13 protein-coding genes and 4 tRNA genes are annotated in these 20,225 nt (G+C 45.3%); 9 read left to right on the top strand and 8 right to left on the bottom strand.

Annotation, left to right across the window (positions count from 1 at the left end; all coding sequences use genetic code 11):
• Window positions 1-222 precede the first annotated feature (222 nt).
• A tRNA-Pro gene (locus AC06MN_RS12905) sits at window positions 223-297 on the bottom strand.
• Window positions 298-312: 15 nt separating this feature from the next.
• Window positions 313-401: transfer RNA gene (locus tag AC06MN_RS12900), tRNA-Ser, on the bottom strand.
• Between the two features lie 746 nt (window positions 402-1,147).
• On the opposite strand from AC06MN_RS12900, the gene AC06MN_RS12895 reads away from it, so the two are divergent.
• Complete coding sequence (locus AC06MN_RS12895; protein ID WP_475672795.1) at window positions 1,148-3,088, top strand: DUF349 domain-containing protein; 1,941 nt, start codon at window positions 1,148-1,150, stop codon at window positions 3,086-3,088.
• Window positions 3,089-3,367: 279 nt separating this feature from the next.
• Window positions 3,368-4,339 carry a chorismate synthase gene (locus AC06MN_RS12890; RefSeq protein WP_475672794.1) on the top strand — a complete coding sequence of 324 codons (972 nt, stop codon included), beginning with the start codon at window positions 3,368-3,370 and terminating at the stop codon, window positions 4,337-4,339.
• 253 nt (window positions 4,340-4,592) lie between these two features.
• Here AC06MN_RS12890 and AC06MN_RS12885 read toward each other — a convergent pair whose 3' ends face one another.
• Both AC06MN_RS12885 and AC06MN_RS12880 read right to left on the bottom strand, forming a co-directional pair.
• The gene (locus AC06MN_RS12885; protein ID WP_475672793.1) at window positions 4,593-6,482 is read right to left on the bottom strand and encodes a transketolase C-terminal domain-containing protein; all 1,890 of its coding nucleotides are present in this window, start codon (window positions 6,480-6,482) and stop codon (window positions 4,593-4,595) included.
• Complete coding sequence (locus tag AC06MN_RS12880) at window positions 6,469-7,281, bottom strand: transketolase (RefSeq protein ID WP_475672792.1); 813 nt, start codon at window positions 7,279-7,281, stop codon at window positions 6,469-6,471. Before AC06MN_RS12880 ends, AC06MN_RS12885 begins: the two co-directional genes overlap by 14 nt.
• A 107-nt stretch (window positions 7,282-7,388) precedes the next feature.
• Between AC06MN_RS12880 and AC06MN_RS12875 the strand changes: the two genes are divergently transcribed.
• Window positions 7,389-9,242, top strand: coding sequence for a DUF4419 domain-containing protein (locus tag AC06MN_RS12875; RefSeq protein WP_475672791.1), 1,854 nt, complete (start codon window positions 7,389-7,391; stop codon window positions 9,240-9,242).
• A 7-nt stretch (window positions 9,243-9,249) separates the two neighbouring features.
• Here AC06MN_RS12875 and AC06MN_RS12870 read toward each other — a convergent pair whose 3' ends face one another.
• Genes AC06MN_RS12870 through AC06MN_RS12860 form a run of 3 tightly spaced genes read right to left on the bottom strand, consistent with a single transcriptional unit; the run spans window position 9,250 to window position 10,484 of the window.
• On the bottom strand, window positions 9,250-9,759 hold the full coding sequence (locus AC06MN_RS12870) for a DUF456 domain-containing protein (RefSeq protein ID WP_475672790.1): 510 nt from the start codon (window positions 9,757-9,759) through the stop codon (window positions 9,250-9,252).
• 1 nt (window position 9,760) lies between these two features.
• Entirely contained in the window at window positions 9,761-10,060 is a 300-nt protein-coding gene (locus AC06MN_RS12865; RefSeq protein ID WP_475672789.1) for a nucleotidyltransferase domain-containing protein, read from the bottom strand.
• A gap of 1 nt (window position 10,061) precedes the next feature.
• Window positions 10,062-10,484, bottom strand: a complete 423-nt coding sequence (locus tag AC06MN_RS12860) for an HI0074 family nucleotidyltransferase substrate-binding subunit (protein WP_475672788.1) — start codon at window positions 10,482-10,484, stop codon at window positions 10,062-10,064.
• A 95-nt stretch (window positions 10,485-10,579) separates the two neighbouring features.
• Between AC06MN_RS12860 and AC06MN_RS12855 the strand changes: the two genes are divergently transcribed.
• From AC06MN_RS12855 to AC06MN_RS12845, 3 genes are all read left to right on the top strand, one after another.
• Window positions 10,580-11,422 carry a PorV/PorQ family protein gene (locus tag AC06MN_RS12855; RefSeq protein WP_475672787.1) on the top strand — a complete coding sequence of 281 codons (843 nt, stop codon included), beginning with the start codon at window positions 10,580-10,582 and terminating at the stop codon, window positions 11,420-11,422.
• Window positions 11,422-13,551, top strand: a complete 2,130-nt coding sequence (locus tag AC06MN_RS12850) for a ComEA family DNA-binding protein (protein ID WP_475672786.1) — start codon at window positions 11,422-11,424, stop codon at window positions 13,549-13,551. The genes AC06MN_RS12855 and AC06MN_RS12850 overlap by 1 nt, the downstream gene beginning before the upstream one ends.
• Before the next feature lie 224 nt (window positions 13,552-13,775).
• Window positions 13,776-17,108 carry a TonB-dependent receptor gene (locus tag AC06MN_RS12845; RefSeq protein WP_475672785.1) on the top strand — a complete coding sequence of 1,111 codons (3,333 nt, stop codon included), beginning with the start codon at window positions 13,776-13,778 and terminating at the stop codon, window positions 17,106-17,108.
• A gap of 263 nt (window positions 17,109-17,371) precedes the next feature.
• On the opposite strand, the gene AC06MN_RS12840 is transcribed toward AC06MN_RS12845, so the two are convergent.
• Window positions 17,372-18,883 carry a DUF4301 family protein gene (locus AC06MN_RS12840; RefSeq protein ID WP_475672784.1) on the bottom strand — a complete coding sequence of 504 codons (1,512 nt, stop codon included), beginning with the start codon at window positions 18,881-18,883 and terminating at the stop codon, window positions 17,372-17,374.
• Between the two features lie 123 nt (window positions 18,884-19,006).
• On the opposite strand from AC06MN_RS12840, the gene AC06MN_RS12835 reads away from it, so the two are divergent.
• The 3 genes from AC06MN_RS12835 to AC06MN_RS12825 all read left to right on the top strand — a co-directional run bounded on the left by AC06MN_RS12835 (window position 19,007) and on the right by AC06MN_RS12825 (window position 20,211).
• Window positions 19,007-19,090 (top strand) — tRNA-Leu (locus AC06MN_RS12835).
• A gap of 10 nt (window positions 19,091-19,100) precedes the next feature.
• Window positions 19,101-19,182, top strand: a tRNA-Leu gene (locus AC06MN_RS12830).
• Between the two features lie 231 nt (window positions 19,183-19,413).
• Window positions 19,414-20,211, top strand: a complete 798-nt coding sequence (locus AC06MN_RS12825; RefSeq protein ID WP_475672783.1) for a DUF5714 domain-containing protein — start codon at window positions 19,414-19,416, stop codon at window positions 20,209-20,211.
• Window positions 20,212-20,225 lie beyond the last annotated feature (14 nt).

Here is a 20,225-nt window from a genome sequence, read left to right as displayed (position 1 = left end):
ATCTTCATACCTCCGATGATTGGGTTCGCCTGTCGGATTTCTATGGTGTACTGTAACGCGAACTCTTCCATATCAGCCTTGGCCAGAGCAGCGTTCTCCTCATGCTGATAGTACGCCAGCTTTAAATCTTTATTTTCTGTGTGTCCAGTTTTCCCCAATCGTATGGGCAAATGGTATGAACGAAAAAAAGGAGTCACTTTCGTAACTCCTTGATTTTCATTGTCGGGGCAAAAGGATTCGAACCTTCGACCCCCTGCTCCCAAAGCAGGTGCGCTAGCCGGACTGCGCCATACCCCGATTTCAAAGTTCCAGCGGAGAAGGGGGGATTCGAACCCCCGGTACCCCTTGCGGGATACGACAGTTTAGCAAACTGTTGGTTTCAGCCACTCACCCACCTCTCCAGGTCTGAATTGCGAGTGCAAAAGTAGGCTTTTTTCCTTTACCTCCAAGCATTTTTATTATTTTTTTTTGAAAAACTTATTTATTCGTTGTTAATCAGTGAATTGAAAATTGAAGAAAATCCGCTTTGTTTTGCATAAATCGATGTTTTCGTGGCTTTAGCGTTAATTTGTTCAACGAAAAGCCTGATGAAAGCATGTCAATTAGCTTGTTTTATTGCTGGTGATGGAAAACATTTTCCCACTTCTTGGTGTAAAATTGTCTGTTGGCAGTTAGTTTCGGACTTTGGATACGAGGCGGCAAGGTCACTGGAATGCGGTTAGCCTATCCGATAATTTCAGTGAGCGGAATCTCGCAGCCCTGAAATCTAAATTGAAGCTATGGTTTGAACAATTACTTATAAGGTAACTGTTCAAAATTAAATTGCAACATGAATTGGTTATCGGTTATCAGTCAGTAAATTGTCTTAATGCCCAAAGCGTCCAAATGTCCAAATGTCTAAGCGTCAGAATCACCCATAACCGTTGATTCAGAATGTAAACTAATTTTGCTCACTTCCTTTTATAAATAAAGGTGTAGACGGTGCAAATGTAAGATTGGCTGGTTTGTTATGGCTTGGAGCGGCATAAATAAATAATTACCAAAAAAATGATTTTTTCTTTTTGCTTGATAAAACTTCTTATATTTGCGCACTTATTTGAACAACTTATGTCAGGATTATTCCTTGATAATACTAAAATGAATTGATATGGAAAACAATGAACAATTGAATCAAAACATTCAGAATCAGAATGTTGAGAATGAACTGAAAAACGCCATTGATGGTAACGAAAAAGAAAAAATCGTCGAATTAATCCAATCCAGCATCTTGCCTGGACAGGTCGATGTGAAGGTTTCAACTTTAGTCAGTCAGGAAGAAGAACTTCCAATGCTCGAACTGACTGAAGCCGAAGAAGATGAAGCCGCTCTTGAAACGGATTTCAATCTTGAAGGCCTAACGAAAGAGCAACTCGTTGAAATGCTTGAAGAAACCGTCAAGGAAGTGGATTTGGCGAAGATTAAGGATAAAGTCGCAGCCATCAGAATTCATTTTAATAAGTTGAACAAGGAAGACCTGGACCGCGAAATCGAGCAGTTCCTTCAGGGCGGTGGCGAAATGGATGCTTTCCGTCATGCTGAAGATGCCTTTGAAACCCGTTTCAATGAGGCTTTCGGCATTTATAAGTCAAACAAAGCCCATCAGAACGAACTTCTTGAGGCTCAGAAACTTGAAAACCTCGCCAAGAAACAGGCTCTGCTTGAAGACCTCAAGCAAATGATTGCTTCCGATGAATCGCTGAAGAAGACATACGATGAATTCCGCGCTTTGCAAGACCGTTGGAAGGAAATCGGTCAGGTGCCGGCAACCGAGAATGCAAATCTTTGGAATACATATCATTTCCTTGTCGAACAGTTCTTTGATAAGGTAAGAATTGGCCGTGAGTTGCGCGACCTTGACATGAAGAAGAACCTTGATCTGAAAGTCGACCTTTGCGAAAAGGCGGAAGAACTGCTGAACGAAAAGTCGCTGACAAAGGCATTCCAGGAATTGCAGAAACTGCACGAACAGTGGAAGGAAATTGGTCCAGTGCCGCAGGAAAAGAAAGACGAAATCTGGGAACGCTTCAAGGCTGCCACCGACAAGATAAACCAAATCCGCAGGGATCATTTCGCAAAGATTGCCGAGGAACAGAACGGTAATTTCCAGACAAAGACCGCTCTTTGTGAAAAAGCCGAGGAGATTGTAAATGGCGAATATAACAGTATCAACGCTTGGCAGAAGAAATCGACGGAATTGACGGAATTGTTCCAGGTTTGGAAGACTGTCGGTCCAGCCGCCAAGAAGGAAAACGAAGAAGTCTGGACTCGCTTTAAATCGGCCATGGACAGTTTCTTCGCCCAAAAAAAGGAGTATTTCTCAACCTTGAAAGACCAACAGACCGAAAACCTCGAACGTAAGACCCAAATCTGCATTGAGGCAGAAGGACTTATGGAATCGACGGAATGGAAGAAGGCTTCCGAACAACTGAAGAAATTGCAGGAAGAATGGAAGACCATCGGTCCAGTTCCGAAGCGTCATGCCGACAAGATTTGGAAGCGTTTCCGCGCTGCCTGCGATGCTTTCTTCAACCGTAAGTCAGAACATTTCAGTGGTTTGAGAGGTGAAGAAGATGCTAACCTTGAAGCTAAGAAAGCACTTCTCGAAGAAGTGAAAGCATTTGAACTGGGCACAAGCCGTAACGAGAACATGGAAGCCCTGAAAGGTTTCCAGCGCCGTTGGCTCGAAATTGGTCACGTTCCGATGAAAGTCAAGGATGCCATTAATAAGGAATTCAGAGGTCTCATCGATGGTTTCTTCGATACCATGAGAAAGAATCAGGACGAAGCTTCGACCAACGAATACCGCGAAATGATGGCTGGCTTGAAGGATGATCCGGAAGGTCACGACAAGGTGAGAAGAGAACGCACCAATTTGCAGAACAGGATTCAGAAACTGCGTGACGAAATCGCTGTGTTGGAAAACAACATCGGTTTCTTCTCCAACAGCAAGAACTCGGAACTGATGCGTGCCGAATACGAAAAGAAGATCAACAAGGCCAAGAGTGACCTCAAGGTGCTTGAAGCCAAGCTGAAAATCGCTGAAGATTAATAGTTTACATGTCATCAACTCAAAAAAGCACCTCGAAAGGGGTGCTTTTGCTGCTCAAAATGAAAGCTTCAACAAACCGAATCAGCCTGCTGGCATTGCTTTTTCTGCTATTGCCAGTATATTCTTTCGCCCAACAAGTGTGGACGGTTGAAAAAGTGCCCAACACGCGCTTGCAGAATGACTCAATCCATGTTTCGGATCCTGACGACTTGTTGTCGGACAGTTGTTTTTCACTCAATAAGCTGTCGCAAAATCGGCAGCTTTTATTATTTTTGCCGCATGAATGCAAACACGATAGGAAATCTTTTCACATTGACCACTTTCGGCGAATCGCACGGAGCGGCCGTCGGCGGCGTGATTGACGGCTGCCCGTCAAGACTTAAAATCGATTTCGGCCTGATTGAAAGCGAACTGAAACGTAGGTCAACCGCACAAACGCAAACCGATTCGCAACGTAAGGAAGCCGATAGGGTGGAGTTTCTTTCCGGCATACTTGATGGCGTTACTTTGGGCACACCGATTGCATTTTTGGTCAGAAACACAGACTGCAAGTCGTCTGATTATGACGACCTAAAAAATGTTTTCCGTCCTTCACATGCCGATTTCACCTATCAGCAGAAATACGGCATCCGTGACTGGCGTGGCGGTGGCCGTGCTTCGGCACGTTGCACTTTGCCGATTGTGGTTGCCGGCGCAATCGCAAAACAATTGCTGTTGGAGAAGAAAATTACCATTCATGCGGAAATCGCCTCAATGGGTGATGTGGAACAGGCTCGGAAAAATGGTGATTCGGTTGGCGGCATAATCCATTGCGATATTCAGAATTTGCCTGCTGGTTTGGGCGAACCGATGTTCCACAAGTTTCAGGCTGATTTGGCAGCGGCCATGTTCAGCATTCCTGCCGTGAAAGGCTTTGAGTATGGCGATGGTTTTGCCATGGCAGCTATGAAAGGTTCGGAATGTAACGATGTTTTTGTCTGTGAGGATGGGAAAATCCATGCGTTGACCAATCATTCGGGCGGCATTCAGGGTGGCATCACGAATGGCGAAACGGTGAGTTTCAATGTGGCTTTCAAGCCGATTCCGTCAATTGCTTTGCCTCAGCAAACAGTCGATGAAGTAGGGAAGGAGCGTACTCTTTTAATAAAAGGTCGTCACGATGTGTGTGCCGTTCCAAGGGCCGCTGTTCTGGTTGAGGCTTTGGCGGCCATGGTTTCCGTTGACCATTTAATGCTTTTCAAGAGAAATTAATAGAAATCATATCATTGTGGTTGATGATTCTTTTAGCTGTTGATTACAAGTGTTTTATGCTTCCAATTTACAGATTCTCCTGATTCTAATAAAAACATATAGAGACGTTTCAGGAAACGTCTCCATGTTTTTATCCAAAAATTGATGAATCATAATGTCTTTGCCAAATCAGTAAACTGATATTTTGTTATGGCGTAATTTTTTATAATTCAACACATTGCAGTCGTTTTTTTTAAGCAATAGTGTTTTTTTGTTAATGCTCATCAGCTTCCTTAAACTTCACGAGGGCATCAATGATTTCATCGTTATCATCGCTAATGGTAAGATACATGTTGTTGTACAATCCCTTTTCACTCATGGTTTTCAGGAACTTGTAGGCAGGCAGACAATTCGTGAAATAATCCTTGCCCATGAAAATCATCGGGCTGGCATACCCCAGTGTCTCATAATGGTTTTGCACGGCATCCTGAAAGATTTCCTGCATGGTGCCCGCACTGCCCGGCGTGTAGATGATGCCACCCATGGCAATGGTGACAATGCCATCTTCGCGCACACTGTTGTCGAAATATTTTGCAATATGCGTGGCAAAAGGTGCGGTTGGTTCATGACCGTAGAACCAAGTCGGGATGGCAAGACTACGGTAATTTGTCTGCAATGGGAAACGTTCCATCACCTCAAACGAGCGACGAAGCCAGCCTTCATCCTTAAACGTAGGCGACGGCATCAGCATATCAACAGCCTCATTGACTTCCTCATCGCTCCTACCCGCCATCCATGCGCCAAGATGCGTGGCTTCCATAGCGCCAGGGCCTCCGCCTGTAACCATCAGACGACCCATTTCGGTGAGCTTTTTGCTTAAAAACACAATCTGCCGATAATCAGGATCATCGCGGCGTTTGGCATGGCCGCCCATAAGGCCGACAACCATTTTTTCTTCATAAATATCAAGCAGCTGATGAAGGCTATAAGAAATAAAATGATCATGTAACGAGCGTGCCAAAGTCTCACGCACATCCATGACATCCTGTTTTCCAAAGTTGAGATAATGACGATAAACCTTTGTATCATAACACGTTTCAAAAGTCGACTCGTCATGATAATCGTAACCGGCATAAAGTTCCTTGCTGGTGTAAAGTTTACGCGGATAAGTCGGGAAAGGCTTCCCCATTTTAGGAATAAACATGCTTAGGTCGTCGCGTGACGATTCGTAAACGATACGGTTCAGAATACCTGCCGCGTCGAGGTTGTATTTATGTACTAAAGCCGAGGCCTGTCCCGACTCGCCAAAACGGTCATTCATGCCGATGCGCACCACACGAATCGGGTGATGCTCAGCCAAAAATTCCGCTACGGCACTACCCAAACCGCCAGCAATCTGATGCTCCTCAACAGTGAAAATCATTCGGGTTTCCGTTGCCGCCTTCAGCAAAATATCACCATCCAAAGGCTTGATAGTGTGCATATTGATAACCTTAGCGGAAAGTCCCATCGTCTCTAACATATCAGCGGCTTTCAAGGTTTCCCACACTTCGTGGCCCGTAGCAACGATAGTTATCTGACGGCCTTCGCGCAACACTTGCGCCTTGCCGATTTCAAAGTCCTGATTCTCATCGGTGAAATCCGGCACAGCCTCACGGCCAAAACGGATATAAACCGGTCCATCGAGTTCATTGATGGCTTTTTGCACCGCGATTTTGGTCTGCGTGGCATCGCAAGGCGAAATCACGGTCAAGTTGGGCAATACGCGCATCGTGGCGATGTCTTCCAAAGCCTGATGCGTTGCACCATCGGGACCGACCGAAACGCCAGCATGAGCACCACCGATGATGACGTGTACATTGTTGTAACACACCGAAATACGGATTTGGTCGTTGGCACGATGTGCGGCAAAAACGCCGTATGTGCTGAACACAGGCACCTTGCCACTCAAGGCAAGACCCGCAGCCGTCGCCACGCAATCCTGCTCGGCAATGCCCATCGAGAAGAAACGCACAGGGAACGCCTCTGCAAAAAGATTCATGCCAACCGATGCGGTGATGTCGGCACCAAGTCCGACGACATTTGGATTGGCCTGAGCTGCCGCCAAAACGCCTTCGCCGAAACCCGTTTTCGTGGCTTTATTTCCCTTATTAATATAGTTCATCAATAAATCCTCCCAATTGTTCTTTTGTCGGCACTTTGCCGTGCCATTTGTTGTTGTCTTCGATGGATTTCACGCCTTTGCCCATCACGGTATCGGCAATGATGACCGTCGGCTTGCCTTGCATCTTGTCGGCCATATCCAAAGCCATCTTGATTTGGCTCAGGTCGTGGCCATCAATTTCAATGGCATTCCAGCCGAAAGCCAACCATTTGTCTTTCAGCGGGTCGATGGCCATGACTCGCTCCGTTCCGCCGTCAATCTGGAGGCGGTTTCTGTCGATGATGGCGCAAAGGTTATCCGTTTTGTGATGTGCCGCCGCCATTGCCGATTCCCACACGCTTCCTTCCTGCTGCTCGCCATCGCCCATGATGCAGAACACGCGGTTTGGCTTGCCATCCATCTTGGCTGCCAATGCCATGCCCAAAGCCACGCCCAGACCTTGTCCTAAAGAACCCGAACAAGACTCCAAACCAGGCAGTTGGAACTCATAACTCGGATGTCCCTGCAAACGGCTTCCCATTTTGCGCAAGGTCATCATTTCCGCTTCGGGGAAATAACCCGCAACCGCCAAAGTCGCATACAAGACCGGCGCCGTATGTCCGATGGAAAGAATCACCTTGTCGCGGTCTTCCCATTTCGGATTGTCGGGTTTGTGACGCAAATGATTGAAATACAATACCGTGAAAATATCCACCAAATCCATTGAACCACCCGTATGACCCGAACCTGCTTCCGTCAGGGAAGTCAGAATCAGTTCGCGGATGTGAGTGGCTTTTTGTTTCAGTTCGTCGTTTGTCATTTTGATTGCTTAAATATCGGACTGCGAAGATAAGAATTTTTCGCGTGCAGTTGGAGTTTATTTCTTTTTACCTATATTTGCCGACGAAACTCTAATTATAAATTGCTATGAAAAAGATATTTATTACCTTGTTTATCACATTCAACTTTTTGTTTTCATTTGCCCAGAACGGAATTACATTCAAGGTCGAAGAATTGAGCAAGCCAGAAGCGCTGCTTGACCTGACCGACAGTCAGAGGGTTATTGACTATTTGGCCGCAAAAACCTCAAGAATTTCAATTTCTGATATTGAGAAGGAAGACCTTTTGTTAGCCAACTGCGACATTCCCGACTCGCTTGTCTTTTTTTACGACACGCACCCCTTCTTCAATGGAATGTATGAAGCCTTCATCCACCACCGTCCTTTCGTGCTTTCGCCCGATATGATTTGGCTGCTCATCTGCCAAGGCTTTTCGCAACATGTCAACGCGAACTCCGAGGAATTGAGAGACCAAATTGTTGATTTTGAAGGAAGAATGTCGTTAGTGGTAAGCAATGGAGAAGAAGACATAAAGCAAATCAATTGGGCGAATGCTATTCCTCAGTTCACGCAACAAATCAAGGAAAATACCAAAGGCGACCTTGCCGAAACCATCATGGCCGATTTTTCCACTACAACGTCTACCGAACTGATTGCCACCGAAGTTACCCTGATGGAAGCCGTACAAAACTTTTTTGATTACGTTTACCCTGTTGTTGGATGCGGCATTCCCGAAATCACACTTTTGGGCACTCCAGACGACTGGCAGAAAGTCTATGACAAGGCCGTTTTCCTTAGCCAATATCAACTGGATTGGTGGATTGACGAATTAAAGCCCATCCTTAAACAATTCATCGAGGCATCCAAAGGCAACATCGACACAGATTTTTGGAAAGCCATGTTCAGGACACATTCACAAGAAGGCTACCTCGCTCCCAACCTCATTGACGGATGGATTATCAAATTTTTCCCTTACAATGCAATTGGTAAACGTACCTATTTCAAAAGTATTCCTGACAACAAGATTATAACTACCCTTCCCAGTGAACTTGCCTCAGCCGATGTCAGAGTGATTAATATTTCGACCGGTGAGGAAACCATGGTGGAACTTTGTGCCGGTTTCATCGGTTTAGAACAGAGCAATTCCGACTTCGCCTTAACGCCAAAGATTGGATGGTTTGTTAAACGCAAAATTGACAACAACAACCTGGATTACAATAAAATAAAAAATGCAACCGAACATGGCTGGGGCACTCTTGTCATTAAGGACGTGCCCGATGTGCTCAACCGATTTGATTATTTCCACTCGCTAAATCTAAGGTTCATGGACAGTGTTTACATGCCAGAATGGATGGAAACGAAAAAAATTGATGAATTAAGTATATACGGGGCTATCAGCACTGAAGAGCGGAACAAGATTCTGAACTGGTATAAACAAACTAGAAGAATTTATATTAACACTGCTTGTTATCAGAAAGGTCATACCAATTTGAGTGTTTTATCCCGTGATATAAGATACGCTCTAAAAAACGATTCTTCTCTAATTGTCAGTGTTAGTGTTGATAAAGACAACTGTTTCTACGAATACATTGAAGGCTTGGATAGCATCAACATATTAAATATTGAGAATAAACATCGAGAATTAGTTTCAAGAAAACCTGCCTATAGGACTGTCACCAATATGCCAAATGAAATAACAACCACAATTGACACTATCATCTTCGATGTAGAGCCTTCTCGGGCTGAAAAGAAAGCCATAAAAAAACTATTGCCAAATACCGTCATACAATTCGATATTAACTATCAGAAATTTAAATTCGAAAATAGCGCATGGTATAACAGGCATCACCAAAGAGTAATGAATAGGAAATTCAAAGCCTATCTTAGACAGGAACAAAAAGAAGAAAGAAGGAAAGCAAAAATGCATGGCTTGGAGGAATAATCCATTTTCAAATCAGCCCCACCAAGTCCTTCACCACATAGAAAATACACACGCAGCCGTAGACAATCTTAACGAATGTGCCAGCCAAGAAACCGACAAAAGAGCCGAAGGCTGAGCGCCATGCCAGATTGTCGGGCGTGCCGTTGTTTTTCTCGCCGATGTAAGCCCCAATAAACGGGCCAGCCAGCACCGCAATAAATCCGATGGGGAAAAACAGCGTTATCAAAAGGCCTAAAATCAAGCCGATAGTACTGCCGCGCACGCCAGCTTTTGTGCCGCCGAATTTCTTCGTTCCCCACACCGGAACGACATAATCGAGCGTGAAGACGATGGCTCCGATAATGCCCATAATGACGAGAAAGCGCGTGGAATAATCAATGCCATCGACAAACGACAAAGCCAGCAAACCAAGAAAACTGATAGGCGTTCCGGCAATGCCAGGAACGACTGCCCCGACCAAACCCACCAGAATCAACAGAATGGATACAATGATTAATATGATTGAAAGTCCGTCCATATCATGCAGTATAAAAAGGTTGTCCCACCCTAAGGATATGCTCTCCTATCGGATAGTCTTTATATTTTTCAAAATTCACCAAATCAACGGAATACAGCAAAGCCAAGTCCTCAATCCTGACTTTGATGTCCAAAATCTGGCTAAAGGTGATGTCTTTCCCGAACAAAGCCAAGTCAATATCAGAACCTTCACGGAAATTGCCTTTTGCCCGCGACCCGAAAAGCAGCACTTTCTCGATATTGTCGTAGCGGGCAAACACCGAGCACAAGGCTTTCACCGTTTCGTCACTCAATCCGTACATTTCAGTTATTGCTTATTATTGATAAAATCATATCATCAAATTCAATCAGTAGCGAGCCGTATTCCGTCAAGATGCTTTTGGCAATCTCCAAAGCCTCTTCCTCATTATAGACATGAGATGTGGCATTTCGGGCAATACCCATACGCCGCCAAGCATCGTGATGCGCAATCAAGCCATCTTCAAAAGCCATCTGAAGTGTACCATTAGGTCCGGAAGTGAACGTGTATCCTTTGTAAATCAGATAATCCTGCATTACCTTCCAAGCCAATTCGTATGTATATTCAAAACGCTGAATCAGTCCCTCCCGTTCCAGTTCCGAATAGCTTTCGATGTCACGCTTTGAATCAACCAACTCACGAATTTTTGCGCAAGCCTTGTGATAATTGTCAAACCGCTGCTTCCATCTGATGTCTTGATTTTCCATTTCGCTGATTTTTTCGCAAAATTACACATTTTTCCATATTCCGTTGGCAATTGCCATTCTTTTTGTAATTTTGTGGAATCAAAACAAATCTTTAAATGAAAAGACTTTACCTCCTCCTTATCATACTGACTTTGGGCAACAGCCTTTTTGCTTACGATTTCATTCATCCCGTTGGCGGTCGCGCGGCAGCTATGGGCAATTCGTGCGTCGCCTCGCAAGGCATCTGGGCCATGCAAAACAACCCTGCGGGACTGGCCGAACTGCAAAAGATGAGCCTCGGCCTCTATTACCAAAACCAATGGATGCTGCCCGAAACGGCTGACAAAAGCGCGGCCTTTGCCGTGCCGCTCAATATGGGCACAATCGGTGTGAGTTTCAACCAATATGGCTCAAGCAATTTCAATGAAAACAAAATCGGTTTGGCCTACGCCCGAAGTTTCGGTCGTTACCTTCAAATCGGATTGCAATTGGACTACTGCCTGCTGAAGATTGCAGAAGAATACGGCAACAAAAGCGCTTTAACCTTTGAATTAGGTATTCAATCGAAAGTCACTGATAAACTGACACTTGGAACATATATTTTCAATCCGTCAAGATTCACGTTGAAGCAAACCATCAATCAGGAACCACTGCCTATCGTTTTCCGTTTTGGTGCCAATTACAAATTCACAAAAAATTTCATCGCTCAACTCGAAGTTGAAAAGAACACTGATTTTGAAGGTTTCGCTTTTCGTGGAGGACTTGAATATGAAGCCGTTAAGGATTTCTATATCCGCGCCGGCGCACAAATCGGCACCGACCGTTTCGAGCAGCAAGGCCTGCTGACTTTCGGCCTCGGCTACCAGATTAAAATTGTCGAAATTAATGTGGGCGCACAGATGCATCAGGTATTAGGCGCAGGCATAAACGTAGGTATGATTTTTAATATCGGCAAATAATGAAAAAACTGATTGTCATCATATTATTTGCTTTTATCTCAAGTGTCGCTTCGGCTCAGATTGCTGTCGATTCCTTGTCGTCAGATGCCTTGAATCAACTGCTTATCGAGCAAGTTGAACGTCTGGCTGAGGAAACCGAAGACGAAATCGATTACGAAGAACTGCTTGACAACTACATTTTTTACAGCGAAAATCCTATCAACATCAATAGCGACGACATCGTCAACCTGCTGGAATTGCGCCTCATCAACGTGTTTCAGTACGAAGCCCTGAAAAACTACCGCAAATTCTACGGCGATTTCCTTTTCCTCGATGAATTGGAAATGGTGGAAGGCTTTGACGAACAGACGGTTAGCATCATCAAATCCATCGTTTACGCAGGTGCCGACAATTCGAAAGAGAAAGTAACCTTACAGAAAATGGCCAAATACGGCAAGCATCAGATTGTGGCGCGTTACGAGCAAGTGCTTGAAGACCAGCAAGGTTATGAAGATGTTGACGACGAGGAAATGCTTGAACACCAAGGACAACATTTCTTGGGCAGTCCGCAGAAATATCAAATCAAGTATACCTATAATTACAGGAATAAAATTCGTTTTGGCTTTGCCGCCGAAAAAGACCCGGGCGAAATGTTCTTCACCGACAAAATCAGCGATACCATCAAGTCGGTTTTGGGCGACAAATATCACAAAGGCTTTGACATTTACGGTTTTCACGTTTATGCCAACGACTTAGGCATTGTCAAGGATGTGGCTTTGGGCGATTACCAACTCTCTTTCGGTCAAGGACTTACGCTTTGGTCAGGCATGAGTTTCGGCAAGACAGTCGATGGCAGTTCGGTGATGAAACAAAGTCGCGGCCTGAAACCAAAGACCTCAACAACTGAATTCGGCTATTTCCGTGGCGCTGCCGTCACCTTGCATCACAAAGACTTTTACGGCACGTTGTTCTACTCCAACCGTAAAATCGACGCCAACATCAGCGTTGCCGATTCGTTGAACGAAACCGAGATGGTCAGTAGTCTGCAAGAGACTGGCTATCACCGCACTATCGGAGAATTATTGGATAGAAACGCCATCCGTCAGCAGGTATTTGGCGGCCATATTGCCTACGCCAACAGCCATCTGGAAATCGGTTACACCCTTCATCACACACGCCTCAGCGCGGAACTGCTTTTGCAGCCGAGCCATTTCAACCAGTTCTATTTTCAAGGCAAACAGCTTACCAATCAAGGCATTGACATCAAATATGTGAAAAACAAATTCGCCTTTTTCGGTGAAGCCGCCATGAGCGATAACAAAGCCTTTGCCGGACTGGTCGGCATAACGGCGCGGCCTACCGGTTACATCAATTTCACGCTGTTTTACCGCAATTACGACAAAAAATACCAGAATCTTTTCTCCAATGCCTACGCTGAAAGCAGTCGCGGACAAGGCGAAGAAGGCATCTATTTCGGCGTACAGGCTGCCCTTGCACCTTATTGGAACTTGTTGGTTTACACCGACTTCTTCCGCATGACATGGCTCACAAGTCAGGTCTACACACCAAGTTGGGGACATGATTATTATGCCAAACTCTCTCACCAAGTCAGCCGCAGGGCAAGCTGGAATTTGGTCTTGCGTTCAAAGACGAAGATGAAAAACTCCACCGATGCCTTTGTGTTTTTGCATTACCCGATTTTCTACACGAAAAACTCCGTGCGTTTCAATATCAATTACAAGATTGGCGAAAATTGGTCATTGGGCAATCGTGCTGATTATGAGCATTATTACAATGATGACCAGACCAACAGCAATGGATTTTTCATCTGCCAGGATGTGGCCTACAAGCCCGTTGGCAAGCCCTATTCGCTCTCGTTCCGTTATGCCGTTTTCGACACAGATGATTACAACAGCCGCATTTATGCCTACGAAAGCGATGTTTTATATTCGTTTTCGGTGCCATCACTCTATGACAAAGGCATGAGAATCTATCTGTTAGGTCACGTTAAGTTATTCAATTCACTCAGCATTTACGCACGCATCGGTCGCACCATTTATTCCAACAAAGATGAAATCAGCAGCGGTCCGACACTCATCAAAGGCAATCACAAGACTGATTTGAAAATTGAAGCAATTTGGAAGTTTTGAGCAAGTTTAAAAAACAAATCAATCCTAAATTATGTTAATCTAAAAAATTAAATATCAATTGATTACTAAATTCTAAAAAAGTTATCAACAGCCATTGTTGATTATTTTTTTCAAAGTTATCAGAAAAATTTTTTTTGCTTCAATCATTTTCCTATCTTTGCAATACATTTTATTAAAATGAATACACTTAAAACAACCTAATTATTAACATTAAATTATTCACTATGAAAAAGTTACTTACTTTTTTCGTGGCAATGATTGCCTCCATCACAATGATGGCACAGGTGACAACATCAAGCATCAGCGGTAAAGTGACCGACGAAAAGAAAGGCGTTTTACCAGGTGCTACTGTTGTTGCAACACACACACCCTCAGGCTCACAGTACTATGCTGTAGCTGACCAGCACGGTTTATACCGTTTGCTTAACGTCCGTCCTGGCGGTCCTTACAAAGTTGAGGTTCGCATGGTCGGTTTCCAGACCAACGTTCACGAAGGTGTTACCGCTACTCTTGGCGAGAACAAGATTTTGAACGTCATCCTGAAAGAAGAAGCAGTCGGCTTGGGCGAAGTCACTATTTCGGCCGAAGCCATTTCCAACGGAATGGACAGCGACCGTGCCGGCGCAACAACAGCCATCAGCACCGAGCAAATCAACACCCTTCCAACAGTTAGCCGTAGCCTGAACGATGTTTTGGCTCTGACACCTCAGGCTGCTGCAACATCAAACGGTTTCGCAGTTGGTGGCGGTAACTACCGTCAGTCATACGTCACCGTTGACGGTGCTGCATTCAACAATGCCTTCGGTATCGGCAGCAACCTTCCTGCAGGTGGTAGCCCGATTTCACTTGATGCTCTCGAAATGATGACCATCAATGTCACTCCTTTCGATGTCCGTCAGAGCGGTTTTACCGGTGGTTCTATCAATGCCGTTACCAAGAGTGGTACTAACGACATTCACGTCAGCATCTACGACTACTTCAACAACGACGGTCTCGTTGGTACAAAGTTCGGTAAGAAAGACGCTATGGGCAACTACCCTGACAAATTGAAACTTTCCGAAACCTTAGACAACACCATTGGCGTTTCCGTTGGCGGTCCTATCGTAAAGAACAAGTTGTTCTTCTTCGTCAACTTTGAATTCCAGAGTGATAAAGACCCAGGTCAGAACCACTTTGCCCGTCTGCATGAAGGAGACGATTGGGGTGGCACCACTCAATACAACAGACCAACCGTTGAGAGAATGGACGAAATCAAGGATTATCTGAACACTCACTACAATTACGATCCAGGCCGTTACCAGAATTACTCAATGAGCACTCCTGACCTTAAACTCTTGGCTCGTGTAGACTGGAACATTAACGACAACAACAAGTTGAATGTCCGTTACAGCTTGGTTAAGAACAAGTATTCATCAACTCCTTCAAGCTCCATCAGCCCACTGCCAAGCAGCGTTTACAACCGTAACACCTATGGCCGTACTTCCGATTACGCTTTGTACTTCGAAAGCTCACGTTACTTCCAGGAACAGAACTTCGCTTCAGTTGCAGCTGAATTGAACTCTTCATTCCTCTCAGGCCGCTTGCACAACATGTTCCGCGCCACCTATTCACACCAAGATGAACCTCGCAGCTACGTTGGCGACCTTTTCCCAACCGTCGATATTCTTGAACCTCTTGAAGATGGCACAAAAGCTGTTTATACTTCATTCGGTCCTGACCCATTCACTTACGGCAACCTCCGCGACGTTAAGACCGCTGTGTTCACTGACGAACTTAGCTATCTCACTGGCGTTCACAATTTCGTCCTCGGCGCTCAGTTTGAATATAACAAGACTGAAAACGGCTACATGCAAGGTGGTGCCGGTTACTATGTCTACAATTCATGGAATGATTTCGTAAACCTGGCTACTCCTGCTGCTTTCGCAATCACATACGGTAACAACGAAAACCACGATCAGGTTTATCCTTCATTCAAGTATTTGCAATATTCACTCTATCTGCAAGATGAAATGAGCCTCAGCGAAAGATTCAACCTCTCAGTTGGTCTCCGTCTTGAAGTTCCTACCTATCCTTCAATCGCTTCTTACAACACGAATAATCAATTCCTCAATGGTTGGGATGAAACAGTAGTTACCGATCCAGAAACAGGTGCTACCGAAATCGTTCACCACGCTTTGGCCGATGGCAACAACACCATCAGCGGTCTCTCGACAGCCGACATGCCAAACGCTCGTCTGAATTTCTCGCCACGCATTGGTTTCAACTGGGACCTCATGGGCGACCGTAGCCTTATCCTCCGTGGCGGTAGCGGCTTCTACACAGGCCGTCTCCCATTCGTGTGGATCGTTTCAACCGTTGGTAACTCCAACTGCATGCAGAACCAATACATCACCACTAATGAAGACGTAACTTTCGCTACATCTCCTGATGCCATCATCGCTGCCAACAGCGACAACCTCTTTGTCGGCGACCTTCCTGCTCCACAATCACCTACCATCATGGACAAGGATCTCAAGATGCCTCAAACATGGAAATCATCATTGGCATTGGATGCTAAACTTCCTGGCGGTATCAAGGCTACCTTGGAAGGCATCTACAACAAGGACATCACTTCGGTTGCTGTTACCAAGCTCGGCATTGTTAAAGGTGATGCTGTTCAACTTCTAGGTGAACCAGAAGAAAGAGACAACTGGGTTTCAGAAGGTATCTTAAACTCTCTTGGCAAGCCTGTCACACCTTATTATATTACTAACAGCGACAATAAAGGCTACTACTATAGCGGAACCGCTCAGTTAAGCAAAGATTTCGACTGCGGTCTTAACCTCATGGCTGCTTATACCTATTCAAATGGCAAGAACGTCATTGATGGTATTGGCGACCAAGTCACTTCAGCTTTCAACACCAACACCTTTGGCGTAAATGGTTCAAACTCACAGGAACTCGGCTACAGCTCATACGTTTCTCCTAACCGTATCCTCTTCAACGTAGGTTGGACATGGCCTAGCGGCAAACGCTCAACTGAAACCATCGGACTCTACTACGAAGGCTTCAACCACGCTTACATCGGCAGCTACAGCTACACCCGTTACAGCTACACTATGACTACAAATGTCAATGGTGACGGCGGTGCCAACAGCTTGATTTACATCCCAACTGAGACCGAACTCTCAGAAATGCCATTCGTCAGCGAAGAAAATGCTGAAGATTTCAACCAATTCATCATGCAGGATAAGTATTTGAATAATCACCGTGGTGAATATGCAGAACGTGGCGGCGCAATCGCTCCTTGGAGACATACATTCAACTTCAAGTACGAAAGAACCATCAAGTTCAACGGCGGTGAAAAGCTGTCATTCGGTATCGATGTCAACAACATTGCCAACCTCATCTACAGAGGCTGGGGCAACATGCAGAGACTCAGCAGCTCAGACATCTTGAAGTATTCCAAGAATTCAGAAGGCGACTATCAGTACGAATTCACCAATCCAACATGGAGCGAATATGCCAGCACCTATTCAACATGGTCGGCAGCTCTCAATGTCCGTTTGAGCTTCTAATCGCAGAATCCTAACGGATAACATGAAAAAAGCACCTCGAAAGGGGTGCTTTTTTTAGTAAGCAAGTGGTCGGAAACAAACTACATTAATTCACTCATTTCGACAGGCTCAATGAGCGGATAGCTTGCTGACACCCTTTTCCAAGGGTGTGACGATGTCGAAGCATTGTGCCTTTTATGTAAACTAATTTTGCTTACCTACTTAGTTTAATTTTGAACAGTTACTTAAGATGAGAAAACACATTCAGCTTAATCGACAACAAATCACTGGTGCGCCGCCTTCAGCAAGTCGTTGACGGTCTTGACCGGATTGAAGGTCTCAATCGGCACTTCGACGAAGACCGTAATCCAGTCGGCCATGGCACCGTTCCACAAGCCGGGTAGTTCCAAGGCTTTCAGTTCGCGCCCGTCCTTCGACTTGTTGGAAATGAAGCAGGTGCTTGGATCGACGTATTCGGTCAGGTTGAAGGCTTCGCCCTTGTAGTTCCAGCAGCCGCAAATCAGGTCAACGGGGTTGAAGTGTGTCGATGATTTGAAGATGGTTTCCTGCTTTTCGTCGTTGTGGTTAATCTGCGATGATTCAACGATTTGCAGTGATATTTCATCGTCCATGTTTTTAATCCAGAATGGGCCGCCGCCGGGTTCGCCTTCGTTTTTCACCATGCCGCACACACGCATCGGGCGGTTGAAGCGGTCGTAAAGGAAGTCGATTTTTTCGATGTTGTTGTAGGCGTTGACGAAATCGGGAACGTCAATCAGCAGTTCGTTTTTGGCAAACTGAATCATTTCGTCTAATTCGCTGTCGTCAACAAGACCTTCATCCAGCATCTCGAGGTATTCGAAAGCCTGCTGTTGCAGTTTCAGCAGGTGACCAGCAAGTACCTTTTTATATAAGTAGGTGGTTGCGGATTGCTTTTCGGGCACAATGTTGTCGATATTCTTGATGAAAACGATTTCTTCCTTGAGGTCGTTGAGGTTCTCAATCAGTGCGCCATGGCCGCCCGGGCGGAACAAAATGCTACCGTCGGCATTGCGGAACAAATTGCCTTCCACATCGATGGCGACTGTGTCGGTCGAAGGTTTCTGATTCGACAGACTGATGATGTATTTCACGCCGTATTGCTGCTCGTATTGTGCTTGCAGTGCATCCAAGGTTTCGCGGAAAAACGCTTCGTGTTCAGGCGAGACCGTGAAATGCAAATGAGCCGTGCCATCTGTATTTTGGGCATAACGCGCGGCCTCAACCAAATGTTCTTCCAAGGCGAGACGGTTGAATCCATCGTAATGGTGGAATTTCAGCAAGGCTTTGGGCAGTTTGCCGTAGGAGAGACCTTTTTCTAATAACAAGGTCTCAGCAATCTCAGCATGATGCTTGGCATCCATCATCTGGTCGATGTTGAGACCGTAATTATTGATGACGGCTTGGTTGAGGTCGTCGAAAAATGCGAAATTGTGAATCTTTTGGAAAAACTCGGTAGGGAAGGTCTGCTCGCAAGGATTCTCGATGTACGAAAACATGGCTTTGAACATGCGTGTGGCGGCACCTGAAGCTGGGACGAATTTCGTAAAATGATAGTATTCCTTGTCGCTTTCAAAAGCCTCGATGCTGGCCTTGATTTCGGCTTCATCCATCTTCACAATGCCGTTTCCTATGGTTGCAGGGGCTACGAGATGCACAAAAGCAGTACCTATTTTCAGTCTGTTGACTTGGTTTTCCACCTGATTTTCGGTGATGTTTCTTCCAATAAGTTGAGTTTTATCGTTTTCCGTAAACATAATATCAAATTTTAAACGGTTCAAAAATAGTAAATTAAGCGATACGATGAACTTTTTTCTGAAAAAAAATGAAAAAATGCTTGCGGTGAAAGAAAAAAGCTGTACTTTTGCAACCGATTTAAGGCCCAGGTGGTGAAATTGGTAGACACGCCACTTTGAGGGGGTGGTGCCGATTACGGCATGCAAGTTCGACTCTTGTCCTGGGCACTCAAACCAAGCCCCGATGGCGGAATTGGTAGACGCGTACGTTTCAGGTGCGTATATCGAGAGGTGTGCAGGTTCGACTCCTGTTCGGGGCACAGAAAACATAACAACCCTAATTGATTTCCAGTCAGTTAGGTTTTTTTATTTGTGTTTGATATGTGATATGGACTTTTTCCACTGCTTTTGGCGTGTTGAATAACAAATTTCCTACATTAGTGCCGCAAAAAAAAATACAATCAAGCAATATTTGTATTTGTAAATGAAAACAATTTCACTAATTTTGCCCACTTGAAAAATACCATTCAAGAATGGCTAATATCATTCAAATGAAACACAGACTACTGCTACTTGTGCTATTCGTGGCTGGACTCGCGACAGCCTGCAGCCATCAGGAAAACAAACAGGACGAACAACAACAAAACCTCGAGATCATGGAAAACGACGAATGTCTCATTTGCGGTGCGCCATTGGAATATCTGCCGCAAGACACGATGATGGAGTGTGTGCTCTGTCACAAAAAAGAGTTGAGCAAGACGCACTGCGTCAAAGGCCATTACGTCTGCAATCAATGCCATACTACGGGCATGGACTCGATTATGGCGGTGTGCCTCTCCGACACCTCGCGCAATCCTATCGAAATCCTTGAACGGCTAATGTCGATGTCGTTCTGCCACATGCATGGCCCTGAGCATCATGTGCTTGTGGGTGCCTCGTTGCTTACTGCCTATCATAATGCTGGCGGCGAGGTCGATTTGCCGAAGGCTTTGACTGAAATCATGTCGCGTGGCAAGGAAGTTCCAGGCGGTGCCTGTGGCTATTGGGGAGCTTGCGGTGCCACTATCAGCACGGGCATGTTCCTTTCCATAGTCACCCGCAACACGCCGCTTTCCACTGATTCGTGGCATCTGAGCAACCAGATGACGGCCTCCGCCTTGGCGCAAGTGGCCGAACACGGCGGTCCACGTTGTTGTAAGCGCGATTCTTACCTGTCGGTGCTCACCGCCATCGATTTTGTGAAGGAAAACTTAGGCGTGGAAATGGAGAAAACTAAAGTGGTGTGCTCGAGGTCGCAGCGCAACAACCAGTGCCTTGGCGAACGCTGTCCGTTCTTTCCAAAGAAGTAGAATGGTCCTTTCGA

It is taken from the genome of Candidatus Limimorpha sp., from assembly GCF_056203535.1.
Note: the sequence above shows the minus strand (reverse complement) of the source record. Positions and strands in the feature narration are given on the sequence as shown.